Source organism: Kitasatospora sp. NPDC001095, from assembly GCF_053598615.1.
The window spans coordinates 59,525-74,339 of the sequence record NZ_JBSFKQ010000014.1 but is presented as its reverse complement, the minus strand read 5'-3'; the positions used below and the strand labels follow the sequence as shown (position 1 = coordinate 74,339).

At 74.0% G+C, this 14,815-nt stretch carries 14 protein-coding genes; 9 read left to right on the top strand and 5 right to left on the bottom strand.

The features are described from left to right. Positions 1–24 precede the first annotated feature (24 nt). The 4 genes from ACWDBB_RS15415 to ACWDBB_RS15400 all read left to right on the top strand — a co-directional run bounded on the left by ACWDBB_RS15415 (position 25) and on the right by ACWDBB_RS15400 (position 3,866). On the top strand, positions 25–2,193 hold the full coding sequence (locus ACWDBB_RS15415; protein ID WP_449790095.1) for an ATP-dependent DNA helicase UvrD2: 2,169 nt from the start codon (positions 25–27) through the stop codon (positions 2,191–2,193). A 291-nt stretch (positions 2,194–2,484) separates the two neighbouring features. Continuing rightward, positions 2,485–2,931, top strand: a complete 447-nt coding sequence (locus tag ACWDBB_RS15410; protein ID WP_449790039.1) for a hypothetical protein — start codon at positions 2,485–2,487, stop codon at positions 2,929–2,931. A gap of 171 nt (positions 2,932–3,102) precedes the next feature. Next, positions 3,103–3,471, top strand: coding sequence for a WhiB family transcriptional regulator (locus ACWDBB_RS15405; RefSeq protein ID WP_402401468.1), 369 nt, complete (start codon positions 3,103–3,105; stop codon positions 3,469–3,471). Continuing rightward, on the top strand, positions 3,468–3,866 hold the full coding sequence (locus ACWDBB_RS15400) for a hypothetical protein (RefSeq protein WP_449790038.1): 399 nt from the start codon (positions 3,468–3,470) through the stop codon (positions 3,864–3,866). Before ACWDBB_RS15405 ends, ACWDBB_RS15400 begins: the two co-directional genes overlap by 4 nt. Before the next feature lie 120 nt (positions 3,867–3,986). Here the strand turns inward: ACWDBB_RS15400 and ACWDBB_RS15395 are convergent, their stop codons facing one another. Both ACWDBB_RS15395 and ACWDBB_RS15390 read right to left on the bottom strand, forming a co-directional pair. Then, positions 3,987–5,471: an ABC1 kinase family protein gene (locus ACWDBB_RS15395; protein WP_449790037.1), complete on the bottom strand. Its 1,485-nt coding sequence runs from the start codon at positions 5,469–5,471 to the stop codon at positions 3,987–3,989. A 613-nt stretch (positions 5,472–6,084) separates the two neighbouring features. After that, complete coding sequence (locus ACWDBB_RS15390) at positions 6,085–7,173, bottom strand: TOMM precursor leader peptide-binding protein (protein WP_449790036.1); 1,089 nt, start codon at positions 7,171–7,173, stop codon at positions 6,085–6,087. Positions 7,174–7,428: 255 nt separating this feature from the next. On the opposite strand from ACWDBB_RS15390, the gene ACWDBB_RS15385 reads away from it, so the two are divergent. Next, on the top strand, positions 7,429–8,169 hold the full coding sequence (locus ACWDBB_RS15385; RefSeq protein WP_449790035.1) for a M48 metallopeptidase family protein: 741 nt from the start codon (positions 7,429–7,431) through the stop codon (positions 8,167–8,169). 229 nt (positions 8,170–8,398) lie between these two features. Here ACWDBB_RS15385 and ACWDBB_RS15380 read toward each other — a convergent pair whose 3' ends face one another. Further along, positions 8,399–8,986, bottom strand: a complete 588-nt coding sequence (locus ACWDBB_RS15380) for an NUDIX hydrolase (RefSeq protein ID WP_392873385.1) — start codon at positions 8,984–8,986, stop codon at positions 8,399–8,401. After that, positions 8,983–10,506, bottom strand: a complete 1,524-nt coding sequence (locus tag ACWDBB_RS15375; RefSeq protein ID WP_449790034.1) for a zinc-dependent metalloprotease — start codon at positions 10,504–10,506, stop codon at positions 8,983–8,985. Before ACWDBB_RS15375 ends, ACWDBB_RS15380 begins: the two co-directional genes overlap by 4 nt. 199 nt (positions 10,507–10,705) lie before the next feature. On the opposite strand from ACWDBB_RS15375, the gene ACWDBB_RS15370 reads away from it, so the two are divergent. From ACWDBB_RS15370 to ACWDBB_RS15355, 4 genes are all read left to right on the top strand, one after another. Beyond that, complete coding sequence (locus tag ACWDBB_RS15370) at positions 10,706–11,854, top strand: NAD-dependent epimerase/dehydratase family protein (RefSeq protein ID WP_392873379.1); 1,149 nt, start codon at positions 10,706–10,708, stop codon at positions 11,852–11,854. Positions 11,855–12,023: 169 nt separating this feature from the next. Next, entirely contained in the window at positions 12,024–12,464 is a 441-nt protein-coding gene (locus tag ACWDBB_RS15365) for a molybdenum cofactor biosynthesis protein MoaE (protein WP_392873376.1), read from the top strand. Positions 12,465–12,765: 301 nt separating this feature from the next. Next, positions 12,766–12,957, top strand: a complete 192-nt coding sequence (locus tag ACWDBB_RS15360) for a hypothetical protein (protein WP_449790033.1) — start codon at positions 12,766–12,768, stop codon at positions 12,955–12,957. Between the two features lie 42 nt (positions 12,958–12,999). Then, complete coding sequence (locus ACWDBB_RS15355; RefSeq protein WP_449790032.1) at positions 13,000–14,109, top strand: YlbL family protein; 1,110 nt, start codon at positions 13,000–13,002, stop codon at positions 14,107–14,109. A 99-nt stretch (positions 14,110–14,208) separates the two neighbouring features. Here ACWDBB_RS15355 and ACWDBB_RS15350 read toward each other — a convergent pair whose 3' ends face one another. Then, complete coding sequence (locus ACWDBB_RS15350; protein WP_449790031.1) at positions 14,209–14,781, bottom strand: PPA1309 family protein; 573 nt, start codon at positions 14,779–14,781, stop codon at positions 14,209–14,211. Between the last annotated feature and the right edge of the window lie 34 nt (positions 14,782–14,815).

Below are 14,815 nucleotides of genomic sequence, written 5' to 3'. Positions count from 1 at the left end.
GGCGCCGCCACGGGCCCGGACGCCGTGCTCGCCGGGCTCGACCCCGAGCAGCGCGCCGTCGCCACCGCCCTGCACGGCCCCGTCTGCGTCCTGGCCGGCGCCGGCACCGGCAAGACCCGCGCCATCACCCACCGGATCGCCTACGGCGTGCGCAGCGGCGTCTACCACCCCCAGCAGGTCCTCGCCGTCACCTTCACCGCCCGCGCCGCCGGCGAGATGCGCGGCCGCCTGCGCCAGCTCGGCGCCGACGGCGTCCAGGCCCGCACCTTCCACGCCGCCGCCCTGCGCCAGCTCCAGTACTTCTGGCCGCGCGCCGTCGGCGGCCCCGTCCCCCAACTCCTGGAACGCAAGGTCCAACTCGTCGCCGAAGCCGCCGGCCGCTGCGGCCTACGCGTCCAGCGCACCGAACTGCGCGACCTCACCGCCGAGATCGAATGGGCCAAGGTCACCCAGATCGCCCCCGAGGACTACCCCTCCGCCGTCGCCAAGTCCGGCCGCGACGCCCCCCGCGACCCGGCCGAGACCGCCCAGGTCTACCGCGTCTACGAGGAGACCAAGAGCCGCCGCGGCAACATCGACTTCGAGGACGTCCTGCTGCTCACCGCCGCCATCCTGGAGGACCGCCCGGACATCGCCGACCAGGTTCGCTCCCAGTACCGGCACTTCACCGTCGACGAGTACCAGGACGTCTCCCCGCTCCAGCAGCGCCTGCTCGACCAGTGGACCGGCCCCGACGGCGGCGCCAGCCTCTGCGTCGTCGGCGACGCCAGCCAGACCATCTACTCCTTCACCGGCGCCACCCCCGACTACCTCCTCAACTTCCGCAGCCGCCACCCCGGGGCGACGGTGGTCAAGCTCGTCCGCGACTACCGCTCCACCCCCCAGGTCGTCCACCTCGCCAACGGACTGCTCGCCCAGGCCCGCGGCGAGGCCGCCCGGCACCGCCTGGAACTCGTCTCCCAGCGCGAGGCCGGCCCCGAACCCGTCTACACCGAGTACGAGGACGAACCCACCGAGGCCGAGACCACCGCCCGCCGGATCAAGGACCTGCTCGCCACCGGGGTGCGCGCCAGCGAGATCGCCGTGCTGTTCCGCACCAACGGCCAGTCCGAGGTCTACGAACAGGCCCTCGCCGACCTCGGCGTCCCCTACCAGCTCAAGGGCGCGGAACGCTTCTTCGAACGCCCCGAGGTCCGGGACGCCGGCGTCCTGCTGCGCGGCGCCGCCCGCGCCGCCTCCGACCCGCTCACCGACGGCGCCCCCGACCTGGCCGGCCAGGTCCGCGCGGTCCTCGCCACCCGGGGCTTCACCGCCGAGCCGCCGGCCGGCTCCGGCGCCGTCCGGGACCGCTGGGAGTCACTGGCCGCCCTCGTCCGACTGGCCGAGGAGTTCGAACGCACCCGCACCGCGGCCGGCCAGGACACCGACCTCGCCGCCTACGTCGCAGAACTGGACGCCCGCGCCGCGGCCCAGCACGCCCCCGCCGTCGAGGGCGTCACGCTCGCCTCGCTGCACGCCGCCAAGGGCCTCGAATGGGACGCCGTCTTCCTGGTCGGCCTCACCGAGGGCACCCTGCCGATCATCTACGCCAAGACCGACGAACAGGTCGAGGAGGAACGCCGCCTCCTCTACGTCGGCGTCACCCGCGCCCGCAAGTACCTCACCCTCTCCTGGGCGCTCTCCCGCTCCCCGGGCGGGCGGGCCGGCCGCAAGCCCAGCCGCTTCCTGGACGGGCTGCGCCCCGGCTCCGCCGCCCCCGGCGCGCGCACCGGCGCACGCGGCGGGCGAGGGGGCGTCGAGGCCGGCGAGCGCTCCGCCGCTCGGCGGGTCCGCGGACCGGTCAAGTGCCGGGTCTGCGACAAGGTGCTCACCGAGGCCGTCGAGCGCAAGCTGCGCCGCTGCGAGAGCTGCCCGTCCACGATGGACGAGGGGCTCTACGAACGGCTGCGCGAGTGGCGGGCCCGGCAGGCGAAGAAGCAGGGCGCGCCGGCCTACGTGGTGTTCACCGACGCCACGCTGATGGCGATCGCCGAGGACGTGCCCGCCGGCCGCGGGGAACTGGCCGCCATCTCCGGGGTCGGCGCCATGAAGCTGGACAAGTACGGGGCGGCCGTGCTCTCGTTGTGTGCGGGGGAGGAGCCCGAAGAGGATCCGGACGACGTCGAGGACGGCGGTCCGGCCGATCCGGCCTGAGCCGGTACGGGCGCGGTCCACGGGGCCGCTTCGAGGGCTTCGCAACCCGTCGTGTGTCGTGCCGAAGAACTCGCGTGAAAAATAGTTTGCGCCGCGTACCGGGAGCGCAATAGCCTGCCGGAGCGGTCAAGGGGACGCGGTCGCACGGGGTGAAACCTGTGCTGGTGCCCCTCGCCCGAGAGCTTCACAACGCTTTACCGAGCTTCACCGAGACAGACATCCGAACATTCGGAGCCAGGGAGACCAGGCTCCGCGAGACGCCGAGAGGAGGCGAAGACAGTGGGAAACATCATGATCACCAAAATGACTGGCCAGACCGTTGTCGCTGCCTCCCTGCGTGCCGCCCGCCTGCGGGCGTTCGCCGAGCTCGGTGGAACCGGTCTGGGTCTCGACACCACCGGTGTCCTCGCCGTCCCCGCTGTCAGTGGTCCCGGACACACTGATCTGTGCCTCACGGGCAGCAGGAGCGTCGACGGGACCTTTGTCGAGACCGGTCTGTCCCGTGACTGGGCGTCGTTCGGCACGTCGTGCTCCCTGCGCGACGAGCGACCGACCCAGGCACCGAAGGCGGCAGTAGCCGCCGCCATGCATGGCGGCTATGCGCAGGTCATCGGTGCCGGAAACACCCAGAAGCAGAACGAGCAGCAGATTAACCAGGCCGCGGTCGCCCCCATGGGCGCCAAGGCCGTCCGGATGTGGGCCTTCCGCGGCCCTGAACCCTGGAGAGAACGAACCTGAGCCAGCCTCAGGTCGGCACCTCCAGGGCCGCGGAACCCGTCACCACCGGGATCCGCGGCCCTTCTGTTTTGTCCGGTACGCAAGACCACCCAGGCCCTCCGGGGCCTCCGGCCCAGCACCACCAGTCCCCTGGGTCGGAACCACTGAGAAAAGACGAGGAAGACGCCCACAGTGTCCACGGTCATCACGCCGCCCACCCCGTCCGTACCGCAGACAAGCCAGATCACCAAGGCCGACCAGGCCGACCCCCCGGAGGTTCCTTCCATGCAGCTCAGCTCGATCGAGCAGGCCGAGTCCCTCGGTCTCCCCATCCCCTGCCGCGCCTTCGACCCCGAGGTCTTCTTCGCCGAGACGCCGGCCGACGTCGAGTACGCCAAGTCCCTCTGCGGCACCTGCCCGGTGAAGGACGCCTGCCTGGCCGGCGCCCTGGAGCGGCGTGAGCCGTGGGGCGTCTGGGGTGGCGAGCTGTTCGTCCAGGGCGTCGTGGTGGCGCGCAAGCGTCCCCGTGGCCGTCCGCGCAAGACCGAGGTCATGGCGTGAACCCCGCCCACGAGGCCAGGGTCGTCCGCCGGGGACAGCAGCTCCCGCTGGACAGCGCCCTCCGTCGATCCGTGCGGATCGCCGCCGCCAAGGCCGACGCCGCAGCCCGCATCCCGTTCCCGAGCAAGCACCACGAGCAGGACCACGACATGAACCCCGCCGCCGTCGACCCCACCGCCCGCGCCGAGCAGGCCACCGAACGCCAGACCCAGAACAGGATCCTCGAGATGCAACTCCTCCACGAATCCCTGGCCCGTGCCCATATGCAAGACAGGCGGCACGAGGCCGAGAACCAACGGCTCGTCAGCCGGGTCGTCCGGGCCCGCAGGCTCAAGCAGCGGGCCGAGCGCGCTTCGATGCGCGCCCGCAAGGCGCTCGCCGTCGCCCTGATGTAGGGCCTGGCCCGAGGGCCCGTCCGCCGCAGGCCCTCCCGGACTCTCCGGTCCACCCCCGTCGTGCCGCAGGCCGCTCCCCGTCGTAGGGGAGCGGCCTGCGGCCGTTGTCGCGGTGCCGGGTCAGTCCTTGCGGACCCGGCCCCGCTCGGCGTCCTCGTGGGCCGGACGGGCCTGCCGCGCGGGGCCGGTGAGCTTGCCGGGCTTGGTGTGGCTCCCGGGCTTTTCGCGGCTCCCGGGCGTCGCGGAGTTCCCGGGCCCCGCGGGGCCCGCCGACCGCTGGTGGGCGAACTCGGGCAGCCACTCCAGCATCTCCGCGCGGAACGGAGCCTTGGCGCCCAGCTGGCAGAGCACCCCGATGGTGCTCAGCGTCACCCGGTGGATCAGCAGGTACGCCGGGGGCAGGTTCAGCTGCTTGCCCAGGTTGTAGGCGGGCGAGCGCGGATCAGCGATCCGGGCCGCCTGGGCGCGCATCCAGGTCCGGGTGAAGTGGAAGTTCTCCACCGCGGCCGGCTCGATGATCGGCAGCAGGTAGTCGAGCACCGCGTCCGGGTCCAGCCGGATCGAGGGCTTCACGAAGCCCTCCTCGCGCAGCATCCGGAGCACGCCCGCCGCGTCCCCGGCCAGCGCCATCCGCAGCGAGGCCCCGATCGGCGCGGGCAGCCCGCCGGGCAGCCGGTCCACGGTGCCGAAGTCCAGCACGCCCAGCCGCCAGCCCGACGCCGGGCCGTCGTCCTTCAGCAGCCGGAAGTTGCCCGGGTGCGGGTCCGCGTGCAGCAGCCCGGTCCGGGACGGGCCCGCGAACAGGAACCGGGCCAGCAGCTGCCCGGCGCGGTCGCGCTCCTCCTGGGTGCCGCCCGCGATCACCTCGGCCAGTGGGGTGCCGCCCATCCACTCGGTGACCAGCACCTGGTCGGCCTGGGCCACCACGCCCGGCACCACGATGTCCGGGTCGTCCGCGAACTCCTCGGCGTGCCGGTGTTGGGCCTGCGCCTCCAGCTCGTAGTCCAGCTCCTCCGAGACGCGCTCGCGCAGCTCGGTGATCAGCGGCTTGACGTCCAGCCCGGGGATCAGCGGGCCCAGCAGCCAGGCCACCCGGCTCAGCTGCGAGAGGTCCGCGAGCAGCGCGTCGCCCGCGCCCGGGTACTGCACCTTGACGGCGACCGTACGGCCGTCGTGCCAGACCGCCTTGTGCACCTGGCCGATCGAGGCGGCTGCCGCGGGGCGGTCGTCGAACTCCCGGAACAGCTCGCGCCAGTCCTCGCCGAGCCGCTGGGCGAGCGCGGTGTGCACCTTGGCGGCGGGCATCGGGGGAGCGGCGTCTTGGAGCTTGGTGAGCGCCGCCCGGTACGGCCCGGCGACCTCCTCGGGCAGCGCGGCCTCGAAGACGGACAGCACCTGCCCGAACTTCATCGCCCCGCCCTTGAGTTCGCCGAGGACCTTGAACAGCTGGTCGGCGGTGGCCTGTTGGAGCTCGGCGGTGACCACCTCGGCGGAGCGGCCGCCGATCCGCTTGCCCAGGCCGAGCGTGGCGCGACCGGCTATCCCCAGCGGCAGGGCGGCGAGCCGTGCCGTGCGGGTCACTGCCTTGCGCGGAAGATCGCTCACCCCGGGCCTCCAATCCCTGGCCGCCCGGTTCCGGGCGGCCGACCATCTCTACGCCATTGTGCCCGCTCCCTGTCGCCCGCCCCGCGGAATTCCGCGGGGCGGGGCGGGGAGTGGCTTCCCTTTGTGGGGAGTTGGGCGGCTTGGGGTGGTGGGGTGGGGGAGGGGGTGGTAGTTCTGTGCAGGAAGTCGGCTCGGCCGACTTCCTGCACAGAGGTGTGATGTCGCCTTTCCCCGGGGCCCCCTCCCCCTCCCCCTCCCCCCTCCCACCCACCCTCGCCGCCCGCCCGCCAACCACCCATCACCCACCACCCACTGCCCTGCGCCCACCACCCGCCCGCCTTGTGTCACGTGCGGTGGCTCCCTGCCCGCGCCCTGCCCCGGGCAGGGCGCGGGCCGCGGAAGGCCTCGTGCCCGCCCCTGGGGGGCGTCGATCCCGGCGAGGGGGTTCGTCGGTACCGCGGGCTCACCTGGCCGTCGGCTCGTACGGCCGGTGGGTGCCCGTGGTGCCGTGGGGAGGCCGGGGGCTGCCGAGCCGTGCAGCCGCCGGGCCTGCTCCCGTCAGACTCGATTTCCTCCTTCTGCTCCTCCTCCGTGCCTCACCCTCCTCCGTTCCTCACCCCGGCGGCAGCGGCTGCCACAGGCAACCGCAGTCCGGGTGTCCGCGAAGCCGCAGGCGCCGTGGCATGCCGTCCCGGGCCGACACCTCGCACCAGCCGTCCACGCTCGGCGGTCGGCCGCCGTCCAGGAACACCTGGATGTGCAGTGCAGCCAGTCCGGCGACCGCCGTCGCCAGTGCCGTGTCGCAGGCCGGTGTCCGGGCTCGGCCGGGGCCTTCGTCGGCCAGCTGGGCCAGCACCCGCGGCCAGGCCGCGTCCTCGTCCTCCCGCCGCAGCACCAGGCAGTGCCCGCAGGCCGACATCCCGGGGATCACCAGCGGCCCGATGACGCCGAACTCCTCGACCACGCCCACGTAGAGGTGCGGCACCCCGGCCCGCAGCAGCAGTCGGGCCTCGTACGTCCCGCCCGCGAAGGCGGCGCTGCCGTCCCGGGGCGCGAGGACCACGAAGTCCGGGGGCGGGTCCCCGGGCCGCCGCCGGGGCACCGGCACCGGGGCCCGGCCCGCGGCGCGCTGCACCGCCTCCCGGGCCGCCGTCGCGCGCAGCCGTCCGACGTCCCCGGGCGGCAGCCCGGCGGGGGAGCAGTCGCCGGGCTTGACCCGGCCGCCGTCCGCGACGGTGACCGTGCCCGTGCCGCCCGCGGCGAGCACCGCCGCCACAGCGGCGCCGACCCGGCCCGCGCCGCGCACCTCGATCCGTGCGTCGGCCCGGCGGCCCAGGACCGCCGGTGCGGCGCCCGGGCCGGAGTGGACCAGGGAGAGCGAGGCGAGGTCAGGCCCGAGCAGATCCCGCTGCTGCTGGGGGAAACGGGCCAGTGCGCGGTCGCCCGCCTCCGCGTCGTCGAGCAGGCCGGTCTCCTCCAGGTCGGCGAGCAGGGCGTCGGCCGGTTCGCGGCCGAGCCCGATGCGTTCGCCCTCGTTCAGGAGCTCCGGTCGGTCGCGCGTCCCGTCGAGCAGCGCGAGGAAGTCGCAGAGGGTCTTGTCGGCGTTGCCGAGCACCCCGGCGAACCGGGTGACGGTGCCGAACTGCAGGGTCTCCGAGTCCCGCCAGCTGCGGGACAGCGCGGGTTTGAGGGCGAGGCGCATGGCGGTCTCCCAATCGATCGTTTCCGGACGGCTGACCGCAGCTTGCCCCATCGCGTGGATGTCGCGCGGAAGGTTATCCACAGGTCCGCTCGTATGATCGGGCCATCCGTTCGCACGCCCTGTGGATAACGTGGCATCCGCCCCGGGGTCGGTTTCCGGACACCCGCCGTCGACTTTTCGTTCGCGATCGCTCCATGAAAGATTCCGGCCAGGGCAGCGGACTTCTGTCAGGGGTACCGGGTAACGTCGTGTGCCATGGCAGCCGAGCGGGACTCCCATCCACCGGCGTCGCGTCGGCGTGCCCGTGCAGCGTCCGGGTCGCAGGTCGCGGGGCCGAACACGCGCGGACGCCCGGACCAGCGGCAGCAGCCGAGGCCGGGCCCGTCGCAGCCGCCGCCCGCCGGCGCCGCGGCCCCCGAGGCGCAGGACCGCAGCCGGGTCGAGGTGCGCCGCAGCGCCCGCCGCAGCCGTACCGTCTCCGCCTACCGCGAGGGCGACCGCACCGTCGTGCTGATCCCGGCCCGGATGTCGCACGCCGAGGAGCAGCGCTGGGTCGCGCAGATGCTGGAGAAGCTCGCCGCCCAGGAGTCCCGGCGGATTCCCGGGGACGAGGGCCTGATGGCCAGGGCCCGTGAGCTGTCGGCCTCCTACCTGGGCGATCGGGCCCGGCCCAGCCAGGTCCGCTGGGTCACCAACCAGAATTCCCGCTGGGGTTCCTGCACCCCGAGTGAGGGGACGATCCGCCTTTCGCACCGTCTCCAGGGCATGCCGGAGTACGTGCTGGACTACGTGCTGCTGCACGAGCTGGCGCACCTGCTGGTGCCGGACCACGGCCCGGCGTTCTGGGCCCTGTTGGAGTCCTATCCGCGGACCGAGCGGGCCCGCGGCTATCTGGAGGGTGTGGTCTCCGCCGCCCGGCTGCCGCACATCCCGGGTGCTCGGCACGCGGCCCCGAACCCGACCGGGCCGGATCCGGCGGCGTCCTCCTGCGGCTGAGGGCGAGCGGGGGCGGGGCGGGCCAGGTCGGGACGGCGTGGGTCGGGCCGGGCCGGGGCGGGTCAGGCCAGGCTGGGACGGGGCGGGTCACGGGGCGGGTCGGGTCAGGCCAGGCTGGGGCGGGGCGGGGCGGTGCGGCAGGAGCCGTGGGCCCCGTCGGGTCCGACCGGAGGAGCGATGGAAGGGGGCGCGGGCCAATAGGCTCCGCGCCCCCTTCGGGTGTCACGCCTCAGCCGGTCAGCTGCCGTGCCCGGGCGACCAGGTCGCGCACCGAGTGGTCGGTGAGCTCCGGCAGCCGGTCGTAGTCGAACCAGCGCAGGTCCAGCGATTCCTCGCTGATCAGCGCCTGAGCGCCGGCCGGGGCCAGCGCGATGTACTGGACGTCCAGGTGGGTGTTCTCCGGTCGGTCCTTGCCGGTGCAGCGCACCAGGTGCCGGTCCAGCTTCGCCGGCACCGGGGCGCCGTCGCTCTCCAGCAGCACCAGGTCGGGGATGCCGGACTCCTCGACGGCCTCGCGCAGCGCGGCCGAGGCGAGGTCGCGGTCGCCGGGCTCGCAGTGCCCGCCCATCTGGAGCCACATGCCGACCTTGGGGTGCAGCGTGAGCAGCACCCGCCCGGCGGCCGGGTCGACGACCGCCGCGCTCGCGGTGATGTGCGCGGGCAGGCAGGAGCGGTACAGGCCGTCGGGCCGCGCCGCGAGGTGCTCCAGGTAGTCGAGCCGCAGCCGCTCCTGGTCCTGGTCGGCGGGCCGCCACCCGGTCAGCGTGCGGACGGCGTCCGCGTGCAGGGTGGCGGCGGGCGTCTCGGTGTCCGTCATGCGGTGGGCTCGCCCTTTCCGTCGGTGCCGTCCTCGTCGGTCTTCGGCTGCTCGTCCTTCTTGGTGAGGTCGGGCTTGCCGGCCGCGGCCTCACCGAGCAGCCTGTGGAGCGCGTCGAAGTCGATGCCGCCCTCCAGGTCGTCGGCGGAGTCCCGGTGCACGAAGGCGTCCGGGTCGTCCAGGTCGGCGGCGGTGGGCAGCATGTCCGGGTGCTCCCAGAGCGCGTCGCGGCCCTCGACGCCGCGGGCGTCGGCGAGCAGCGCCCAGAGCCGGGAGGCGTCGCGCAGCCGGCGCGGGCGCAGCTCCAGGCCGACCAGGGTGGCGAAGGTCTGCTCGGCGGGCCCGCCGGCGGCGCGGCGGCGGCGGACGGTCTCGCGCAGCGCGCCGGACTGCGGCAGGTGCGGTTCGGCGGCGGCGTGCACGACGGCGTCGACCCAGCCCTCGACGAGCGCGAGCGCGGTCTCCAGGCGGGCGAGCGCGGCCTTCTGCTCGGGGGTGTCCTCGGGCTGGAGCAGGCCGCCGGCCAGGGCCTCCTGGAGCGCTTCCGGGTTGCTCGGGTCGAGCTGGCCGACCAGTTCCTCCATCCGGGAGGTGTCCACCTTGATGCCGCGGGCGTAGGCCTCGACGGCGCCCAGCAGGTGGGCGCGCAGCCACGGCACGTGGGCGAAGAGCCGCTGGTGGGCGGCCTCGCGCAGGGCGAGGTAGAGCCGGACCTCGTCGGCGGGCACGTTCAGGCCCTCGCCGAACTCGGCGACGTTCTGGGGCAGCAGCGCGGCCTTGCCGGCCGGGGCGAGCGGCAGGCCGACGTCGGCGGAGCCGACCACCTCGCCGGCGAGCGCGCCGAGCGCCTGGCCGATCTGGGTGCCGAACATGGCGCCGCCCATCGAGCGCATCACGCCCATCAGGGGGCCGGCCATGGCCTGCATCTCCTCGGGCAGGACGCCGCCCATGGCGTTGCCGACGCGCTCGGCGACCGGATCCACCAGGTCCTTCCAGACCGGGAGGGTGGCCTCGATCCACTCGGCGCGGCTCCAGGCGACGGCGGTGCCGGCGCCGGAGGGGAACTCGGTGGAGCCGTCGAGCCACAGGTCGGCCAGGCGGATGGCCTCGGCGACGGCGGAGCGTTCGGCGTCGCTGACCGAGCGGTCCTTGCTCTTGCCCTCGGCGGGCTCGGCGACCACGGTCTGGCGGGCGATGTTCTTGGCGAGGTCCCAGTTCACCGGGCCGCCCTCGAACGAGAGCATCTGGCCGAGCTGCTGGAAGGCGGCGCCGAGGTCGCCCGGGTTCATGCCGCCGAACATCGCGGCGAAGGGGTTGTCGGCTCCGGCGCCGCCGGGGCCGCCCGGGGTGCCGGGCAGGCCGAACATCGCGCCGAAGGGGTTGCCGCCACCGAAGCCGAACGGCTGCGGGCCGCTGCCGGACTGCTCCTGGTCCTTCTTCTTCTGCGCGTCGTCGGGCTTGGCCTTGCCGTCCTCGGGCTCCTCGGGCGGAACGCCGAATCCGAAGGGAAGGTCGCTCACGGGGTCCTCGATCCGGTCGGCCGTCATGCGGGTGTGGCGGAAAAGTCTGCGCCCGGGGCGGCGGCGGAGTGGGGGACTCGGGGGCGGCTCCCGCGCGGCAGGCCCGCGCCGGGTGCACCGCCGGGCCTTCGCCTCGGGCAGGATGGACGTACGTGACACACGTCCGTACGCACATAAAGCTAACCGTGGAGGATGGCCGGTGAGTTCCCCGCCCTCGGACGTTCGCTCTGGGCTGACCGGAGGAGAGGACGCGTCGGACACCACGGCGTCGCCGCCCCCAGCCTACGGCGGTCGGCTGTTGACCGTGGCGGTCACGGGTGCCGCGGGGGTGCTGGGCGAGCGGGTCGCCGCCCGGCTGGTGGCCTCTCCGCACGTGCGGAAGGTCCTCGCGGTGGACGACCGGCGGGGCGACGTGCCGGGCGTGCAGTGGCGGGTGCTCGACGTGCGGGACCCGGCGGTGGCCGAACGGCTGGCCGGGGTCGACGTGGTGGTGCACCTGGCGATGGACTTCGGCATGGAGTCCGACGCCCGGGCCCGCAGCGCCTACAACGTGCGCGGAGCGCAGACGGTGCTGACCGCGGCCGCGGCCGCCGGCGTGCACCGGGTGGTGCTGTGCACCTCGGCGATGGTCTACGGTGCGCTGGCCGACAACGAGGTGCCGCTGGCGGAGGATTCCGAGCTGCGGGCGACCGAGGAGGCCTCGCTGGTCGGGGACCTGCTGGAGATCGAGCGGCTGGCCCGCCGGGCGCCGCGCGCCCACCCGGGCCTCCAGGTGACGGTGCTGCGCCCGGCCGTGGTGGTGGGCCCCGGCGTGGACACCGTGCTGACCCGGCACTTCGAGGCGCCCCGGCTGCTGGTGGTGGCCGGGTCCCGGCCGTGCTGGCAGTTCTGTCACGTGGACGACCTGGCGGCGGCGCTGGAGTACGCGGTGCTGGGCCTGGTCGAGGGCGAGGTGACGGTCGGCTGTGACGGCTGGCTGGAGCAGGAGGACGTGGAGCGGCTGTCCGGGATCCGGCGGATGGAGCTGCCGGCCTCGCTGGCGCTCGGTACGGCGGCGCGGCTGCACCGGCTGGGCCTGACCCCGGCCCCGGCCGGGGACCTGGCGTACACGATGTACCCGTGGGTGGTGTCCGGCAGTCGGCTGCACGAGGCGGGCTGGCGCCCGGCGCACACCAACGAGCAGGTGCTGGCCGAACTGCTGGAGCAGGTGTCCGGCAAGCACGCGGTGGCCGGGCGCCGGCTGGGCGGCAAGGAGGCGGCGACCAGCCTGGGGGCGGCCGGGGCGACGGTGGCGTTGGTCGGTACGGCGGCGCTGGTGCGCCGGGCCCGCAGGCGGCGGCGGTTCTGACCGGCCAGTGACGGGTCCGCGGGCGGCGGTTCCGACCGGGCGGTGCCGACGGGGCGGGTCGGGTCTGCGGGCGGCGCCGGACGGGGGCTTCTCACGATGCGAAATCCCCGCCTCGTGATGCGGAAGGGTGGCTTGCCCCGTCCCGTGCCGGATGGGGAATCATGGGGCCATGTCCGAGAACCACGACCCCATCCGCCTGCTCGCCATCCGCGACACCCCGCTCTCGCTGGACGAGGTGTACGAGGCGGTCGGTGACGACGCGGCGGGCGGCACCACCGTCTTCGTCGGGACGGTCCGGGACCACGACGGCGGCAAGTCGGTCTCCGCACTGGAGTACAGCTGCCACCCCACCGCCGAGCGGGAGATGCGCCGGATCGCCGAGAAGGTGGCCGCGGACTTCCCGGTCCGGGCGCTCGCCGCGGTCCACCGGGTGGGCCGGCTGGAGATCACCGACAAGGCCGTGATCGTCGCCGTCTCCTGCGCCCACCGCGGCGAGGCCTTCGCCGCCGCCCGCCGACTGATCGACGACCTCAAGCACGAGGTGCCGATCTGGAAGCACCAGGTCTTCTCCGACGGCGAGGAGGAGTGGGTCGGCGCGGGCGGCTGCTGAGGACGGCTCCGGGGCCGACGGAACCGACCGGCATACCTCGCGGAACCGACCGGCATACCTCGCGGAACCGGTCTGCGCACCCCGCGGAACCGGCCTGCACGCTCCGCGGAACCGACCGGCACACCTCGCGCGTCCGACGGGTGAGGCGCGCCGGGATGTCACTCCAACGGGCTCGTGACGGCGCTCCGAATACTCCCCGGAAGTGAGCCGATCGGCCGTCCCGTAACCCGGACGGCGCCGGCCGCGTTGTCCGCCGGAGTGGTTAATCTGCTCATAGACACGACGAGCTGGGAGTACTGGTATGAGTGCGCTCGCCTGGCTGATCATTCCGGGTGTCGCCGGCGTCGCCGCCGGCCTCTGGGCACTGTGGGCCCAGAGGGAACCGCGGGCCGCCGGGGACCCGGCCTCACTCGCCGAACACCAGCGCTTCATGGCCGCCATGGAGCGCACCACCGCGGGCACCGCGGCCCCGAGGGAGGGCTCCGGCAGGTAGCCCGGCGGGCGCCTGTTCACGCCCGTCCCGTACTGTCGAGGCATGCCACGCCGCTCCGCGACGATGCTCGCTGCCACCCTGCTGCTCATAGCGCTGCTCTGCATCTCGGTGCTGATGAAGGTTCCGTACACGGAGATGAGCCCGGGGCCGACGTACAACACGCTCGGCAACCAGGGCGGCAAGCCGGTGATCAGCATCAGCGGGCACGACTCGTACCCGACGACGGGCAACCTCAACATGACCACGGTGCAGGTCACCGGGGCCAAGTACGAGCCCAGCCTGGTCAACGCGGTGGTCGGCTGGCTGCGGGACGACGTGCTGATGGTGCCGCACGACAACGTCTACCCCAAGGGGCAGTCGGACGCGGAGGCCAAGAAGCAGAACGCCGAGGAGTTCGCCTCCTCCGAGGACAGCGCCCGGACCGCGGCGCTCAAGCAGCTGGGCATCCCGGTCGGCAGCGAGCTGATCGTGAAGTCGGTCACCGCGGGCGCCCCGGCCGAGGGGCGGCTGCACGCGGGTGACCAGATCGTGGCCGTGGACGGCACCCCGGTCGGCTCGGTCGAGCAGGTGGTCGCGGCCGTCACCAAGCACAAGCCGGGCGAGTCGGCGGTCTTCACCGTCGTGCCGCGGGTCAAGGACGGCAACGGCGCCGCCGCCGCGGGCGGGAAGACCGACGTCACGGTGCCGACCGCACGGGCCAAGGACCTCGACCCGCAGGCCCCGGCCGAGCGGGCGGAGCTCGCGGTGGTGGGCATCGGCACCGGGATCCGGCACACCTACCCGTTCCAGATCGACATCGGCCTGCAGGACGTCGGCGGCCCGAGCGCGGGCCTGATGTTCTCGCTCGGCATCATCGACAAGCTCACCCCGGGCGGCGACCTCACCGGCGGCAAGTTCGTGGCCGGCACCGGCACCATCGACGACGACGGCAAGGTCGGCCCGATCGGCGGCATCTCGATGAAGCTGATCGCCGCCCGGGACGCCGGGGCCCAGTACTTCTTCACCCCGTCCTCGAACTGCGCCGAGGCGAGCAAGAACGTCCCGTCCGGGCTGACCCTGATCAAGGCGGACACGCTGGACGGCGCGCTGAAGTCGCTGGAGCAGGTCCGCTCCGGACAGACCTCCGCGCTGCCGTCCTGCACCGCCAAGTAGCCGCCGGGCCGGGCGACCGCCGGGCCACGGAACGGCCGGCCAAGTAGCCGCCGGCCGGGAAGCCGCCGGCGGCCCCGGGAGGCCGCCGCCGGGAAGGCGTCAGGCGAAGGTCGCCAGCAGCGCGTCGGTCAGGCCGGGCACCAGGTCGGGGCCGGTCAGCACCTCGCGGGCGACGTCCTTGGAGCGCAGCCGCAGGGCGATCTCCTTCTTGCCGTCGCGGAGCACCGCGGCGGTGATCCGCACCTCCTCGCGGTTGGGGTGGTTGGCCACCCACTCGGCGAGCTGGGCGTCGCTGGCGCCCCGCGGGCGGGACTGCTCGGCGCCCGGGGGCAGCATCAGGCGCTCGACGACCAGGGCGCAGCCGGCCACGGAGTCGGGCCAGGCGATGGTGCCGAGGAACTTGTCGAGCTCCATGCCGGCGGGCAGCTCGTCCTGCTCGATCGGGGTGAGGCCGGCCTCGTCGCCCTCGGCGAGGCCGAGCTGCTTGGCGATCTTCGGGTTGGCCTTGCGCAGGGCGGCGCTGTCCACCAGGGCGAAGAGTCGGGCCGGGAGGTCCCAGCCGAGGGTGGCGGCGTACTCGTCGATCTCCAGCGCGGCCCGGGTCAGCGGGGTGGCGGCGGGGAGCTTGGAGACGTCGTCGGGGGAGTTGTTCAGATCAGACGCGTCGGACATGCCTCAATCCTCACACGCCGGGCGGGGCGCGCCC

Bases quoted from the DNA above. Each gene is read 5' to 3' on its own strand.
- ACWDBB_RS15410 (WP_449790039.1), top strand. From the start codon at position 2,485: ATGATCACCAAAATGACTGGCCAGACCGTTGTCGCTGCCTCCCTGCGT.
- ACWDBB_RS15390 (WP_449790036.1), bottom strand. From the start codon at position 7,173: ATGCGCCTCGCCCTCAAACCCGCGCTGTCCCGCAGCTGGCGGGACTCG.
- ACWDBB_RS15385 (WP_449790035.1), top strand. From the start codon at position 7,429: ATGGCAGCCGAGCGGGACTCCCATCCACCGGCGTCGCGTCGGCGTGCC.
- ACWDBB_RS15380 (WP_392873385.1), bottom strand. From the start codon at position 8,986: ATGACGGACACCGAGACGCCCGCCGCCACCCTGCACGCGGACGCCGTC.
- ACWDBB_RS15365 (WP_392873376.1), top strand. From the start codon at position 12,024: ATGTCCGAGAACCACGACCCCATCCGCCTGCTCGCCATCCGCGACACC.
- ACWDBB_RS15360 (WP_449790033.1), top strand. From the start codon at position 12,766: ATGAGTGCGCTCGCCTGGCTGATCATTCCGGGTGTCGCCGGCGTCGCC.
- ACWDBB_RS15355 (WP_449790032.1), top strand. From the start codon at position 13,000: ATGCCACGCCGCTCCGCGACGATGCTCGCTGCCACCCTGCTGCTCATA.
- ACWDBB_RS15350 (WP_449790031.1), bottom strand. From the start codon at position 14,781: ATGTCCGACGCGTCTGATCTGAACAACTCCCCCGACGACGTCTCCAAG.